This is a genomic window from Thiolapillus sp. (genome assembly GCF_048562965.1).
GTDB lineage: Bacteria > Pseudomonadota > Gammaproteobacteria > Chromatiales > Chromatiaceae > Thiolapillus > Thiolapillus brandeum_A.
The window spans coordinates 1-4074 of sequence record NZ_JBHNMF010000301.1 but is presented as its reverse complement, the minus strand read 5'-3'; the positions used below and the strand labels follow the sequence as shown (position 1 = coordinate 4074).

Annotated in this window: 4 protein-coding genes; all 4 read right to left on the bottom strand. The window is 59.8% G+C overall.

The features are described 5' to 3' along the window. Positions 1 to 82: 82 nt before the first annotated feature. Complete coding sequence (locus ACOCD2_RS13625; RefSeq protein ID WP_293648349.1) at positions 83 to 1423, bottom strand: AMP-dependent synthetase/ligase; 1341 nt, start codon at positions 1421 to 1423, stop codon at positions 83 to 85. 9 nt (positions 1424 to 1432) lie between these two features. Next, complete coding sequence (locus ACOCD2_RS13620; RefSeq protein ID WP_293648346.1) at positions 1433 to 3457, bottom strand: 3-hydroxyacyl-CoA dehydrogenase NAD-binding domain-containing protein; 2025 nt, start codon at positions 3455 to 3457, stop codon at positions 1433 to 1435. Further along, positions 3454 to 3819, bottom strand: coding sequence for a hypothetical protein (locus ACOCD2_RS13615; protein ID WP_305800465.1), 366 nt, complete (start codon positions 3817 to 3819; stop codon positions 3454 to 3456). Before ACOCD2_RS13615 ends, ACOCD2_RS13620 begins: the two co-directional genes overlap by 4 nt. Continuing rightward, positions 3770 to 4074 (bottom strand): hypothetical protein (locus ACOCD2_RS13610; protein WP_305800326.1); only part of this gene is annotated, 305 nt, incomplete at its 5' end. The genes ACOCD2_RS13615 and ACOCD2_RS13610, both read right to left, overlap by 50 nt.

Sequence of the window (4074 nt, the reverse complement as noted above, 5' to 3'; positions counted from 1 at the left end):
CCTCCAGAGCCCCTGAGAGAGCAAAAAACACGAGAATCTCTTCTCTTGGCGAGTACCTTGGCACGAGAAATGGGCTATCGGGCTATCTTGGCCACGTCCCGGCGCCCAAAAACGCCGGAACCAGGGGATCGGTGAGCGATGCGGGGTAGCCCAGCATGATGCTGGGGCTGCGGGTCAGCAGTTCTCCCTCGTCGGAGATTTTCACTTCCACGCCGGGCAGGGGGAGGCCCACGGATGCAGGAATGTTGCTTTCCAGCGGATTGGCGGCGATGATGGGGCTGGTCTCGGTCAGGCCGTATCCCTGGGTTACCGGAATGCCCAGGCCGATGAACATGCGTGCCACATCGGGAGAGAGCGCTGCACCGCCACAGACCGTAAAGCGCGGGCGCCCGCCCAGACGCTGGCGCACCTTGGAACCCACCAGGGTATCCAGCAGCGGTTGCAGAAGCAGTGAGCTGCTCCATTTTTCCCGGCCCTGATCATATTCAAATTTCTTCCACCCGATATCGATGGCCGCCTTGAACAGCTTCTGCTTGACGGCGGATTCTTCGGCAAGCTTGTCCATGATGCGGCCATAGATGCGTTCGAAAATACGCGGCACGGATACCAGCAGGGTGGGGCGGATGAGGGACAGATCCTCGGCGAGCTGGGGTATGGACCTGTTGTAGGCCGTGGTGCAGCCGCAGACCATGGCAAGGTAGTAGCCTACGGTCCGTTCGAAGGTGTGGGACAGTGGCAGAAAGGACAGAAAGACATTGTCCGGGCCGATATCAAAGAAATGCAGCGCCGCGTGAATGTTCCAGATGATGTTGTGGTGGCTGAGCATCACGCCTTTGGGCCGGCCTGTGGTTCCGGATGTGTAGACGATGGTGGCGAGCTCTTCCGGTGCGGCTTCGTTCGCGATCAGATCCAGTGTATAGGGTTCCTGCGGCAACCATTCCTCCAGTGATTTCAGTTTGGGGTGGGAGTCTTCGATTTTTTTCAGAGAAACGATATCGCGAATGCTTTCGAGCTGGTCGATGGATTCCCTGAGCGTGTCCCATTGTTCCTGGCCTTCGATTACCAGCAGAGAGGCCGAACAGTCGTTGCTGATCCAGACGATGTTTTCTGCCCTGTCATTCATGAAGACCGGTACCAGCACCAGTCCCAGTCCCAGAGTGGCCTGATCACAGATCACCCATTCCCAGGCGTTGTGACACATGATGACCACACGTTCGCCGGCCTGCAGGCCGGATTTGCTGAGCGCTCTCTGCCAGCGTGCCACCTCCCGGGCGGTTTCTAGCCAACTGTGCTCATGCCAGGTGGCATCGTTTTCTTCATATTGTGTATAGGCAATGGCATCGGGCGCGCGCTCGACACGCTGCCGGAACAGGGCTGCCAGGGTTGGGCCTTCCTTCAGGGTGATGAGCGTATCGCTACTCATGCATGCCTCCTATGTCTGGAAATCCTCCCAACCGGGGTCAGGAGTAAAGCGGTTACCATAAGTGTATTCCAGTTTCCTGAATTTGCTGAGAATTTCTTTCTTACCGGTTTTTTCCGCATAATGCATGGGTCCGCCCCGAAAGGGGGCGAAGCCCGTGCCGAAGATGACGCCGGCATCCACCAGCCCTGCATCGTCGACAATCTTTTCACGCAGGCAAGCCATGGATTCGTTCACGAGCCGCAGGATCATGCGGTCGCCATAGTGGCCGAGCTGTTCAGGAGCAGGCCGGGGCTTTTCTTTCTGCGCACTGCCTTTGTCCCAGGTGTAATAACCCTGTCCTGATTTCTTTCCAAGGTGGCCAGCCTCTACCTGGCGGCGCAGACTTTCGGGTACCGGGTTGTGCAGGGTTTCGGAAAGCTTTTCCGCCACGGACAGGCAGATATCCAGCCCCACGGTATCCGCGAGTTCCACCGGTCCCATGGGCATGCCGAACCGGAGGGCAGCTTCATCGATTTCTGTCGCAGAAACGCCTTCCTCCAGCAGTGTGACCGCTTCCAGCAAATAGGGCATGAGCACCCGGTTGACCAGGAAACCGGGGTGGCTCTTCACCGGCAGTGGCAGCTTGCCGATGCCTTTGGCGAAGCGGGTAGCGTCTGCAATGAGTTGCGGGGGATTGCCGGCTTGGGTGACGATTTCGACCAGGGGCATCTTCGCCACCGGATTGAAAAAGTGCAGGCCGATGAGACGCTCAGGCTGCTGCAGGTGTTCCGCCAGTTTTTCCAGGGGTATGCTGGATGTGTTGCTGGCCAGCAGTGCAGAGGCCTTCATGACAGGTTCGACCTGTCTGTAGAGGTTCTGTTTGGCCTTGACATCCTCATAGATGGCTTCGATGATCACGTCAGCCTTCTTGATGCCTGTGCCCAGGTGATCCGCTATCAGGCGGTCCATGGCATTCTGAACCTGGTAGCGATCGCGGAGTTTTTTCCGAAACAGCTTGTGAGCGCGGCTGACCGCACGGCCAAGATGTTCAGGTGCCCGGTCCTGCAGCGTCACAACCAGGCCTTTCAGAACGCACCAGGCGGCAATATCCCCACCCATGACACCGCCGCCGATGACATGCACATGCCGGGCTGTGAAATCACTTTTTTCCGCCAGCCCCTTGAGACGGTCCTGCAGCAGGAACACACGAATCAGGTTCTGTGCGGTTTCCCCTGTCAGCAGTGTCGATACCTCTCGCGCTTCACTGGCGTACATCCGGGCTGCGTGCCCGGCATGTTTCCGCCAGTGATCGATCAGCGCATAGGGGGCCGGATAGTGTTCCGGCCGGGCGTGTCTGGCCACTTGCCTGCGAAGCAGGCGGGCGACGAAAGGCCTCAGCAGCGCATTGCCGGGGAGACGCCTGGACAGAGGGGGGGTATGTGCCGCTGGCTGCTCCAGGATCAGCCGGCGGGCGGCATTTTTCAGTTGCCGTTTCGGAACGGCAAATTCAACCAGATGAAGGCGTTTTGCCGTGCGGGCACTGACCGACCGGGCAGACAGCATCATCTGTATGGCTGGCAAGTGCCCCAGTAACCGGATGCTGCGCACGCTGCCGCCGAAACCGGGAAAGATACCCAGGTGGGTTTCCGGAAACCCGAGCCGTGTGCTCATTTCCGTGCTGGCCACGCGATAGCGGCAGGCCAGGGCCAGCTCAAGGCCGCCACCGAGGCAGTAACCGTGAATCAGCGCCACGCTGGGAAATGAAAGGGCTTCGAGGCGATGGAAGATATCGTGCGCCCGCAGGATCAGTTTTTTTGCGGCCTCAGGAGAAGGAATGGTCGCAAAGGCTTTGACATCGGCGCCGGCGATGAAGCCGCTCTCCTTGGCAGACAGGATCACCAGCCCCTTGGGATGGGCCTGGGCGATGCTGATCAGTTGCTGGTCGAATGCTTCCAGCGCTTCTTCGGTAAGGACGTTGGTGCTGGCATCCTGTGTATCGAAGTACAGCCAGGCGATTTGCCGGTCGTCGTAGTCCACACGAAAATACCTGTTCATGACAATACCCTCTCCAGCAGCATGGCGCCGCCCTGTCCGCCACCGATGCACAGGCTGGCCATGCCCCGCCGCGCCTGCTTGCGTTCCAGTATCTTCAGCAGGTGCAGGACGATTCGGGCGCCCACGGGATGACCGAGACTGATGCCGCCACCGTCGATGTTGAGCCTGTCGTCCGGAATGGCTGAAAAGGGCTGATCCAGGCCCAGTGCCTGGTTGCAGAATTTTTCGTCCTGCCAGGCCTGCATGCAGGCGAGAATCTGCGCGGCAAAGGCCTCGTTGATTTCCCAGTAGTCGATGTCCCCGCTGTCGAACTCATGGCGCTGCAGGATGGGGGCCATGGCGTGCACGGGCCCCAGCCCCATGCGGGCGGGCTCCAGCCCGGCCCAGTGGCTGTCCATGATACGACCGAGCACGGGGAGCCCGTGTTTTTCCACGGCCCGTGCGGAGGCGAGCAGCAGGCAGGCAGCCCCATCTGTGATTTGGGCGCTGTTGCCGGCGCTGCCAGCCATGGAGAGCGAAGCGAAGGCTGGTAGACCCCAGTAGCCGCGAGGCCGCACTGCTTACCCGTCGTGCGCATAGCGCCAGAGGGGAAGCAAAGTAGGCATCCAAACGCGGCG

Coding starts and splice junctions, on each gene's coding strand:
- ACOCD2_RS13625 (WP_293648349.1), bottom strand. CDS start 1,423: ATGAGTAGCGATACGCTCATCACCCTGAAGGAAGGCCCAACCCTGGCA.
- ACOCD2_RS13620 (WP_293648346.1), bottom strand. CDS start 3,457: ATGAACAGGTATTTTCGTGTGGACTACGACGACCGGCAAATCGCCTGG.
- ACOCD2_RS13615 (WP_305800465.1), bottom strand. CDS start 3,819: ATGGGGCTGGGGCCCGTGCACGCCATGGCCCCCATCCTGCAGCGCCAT.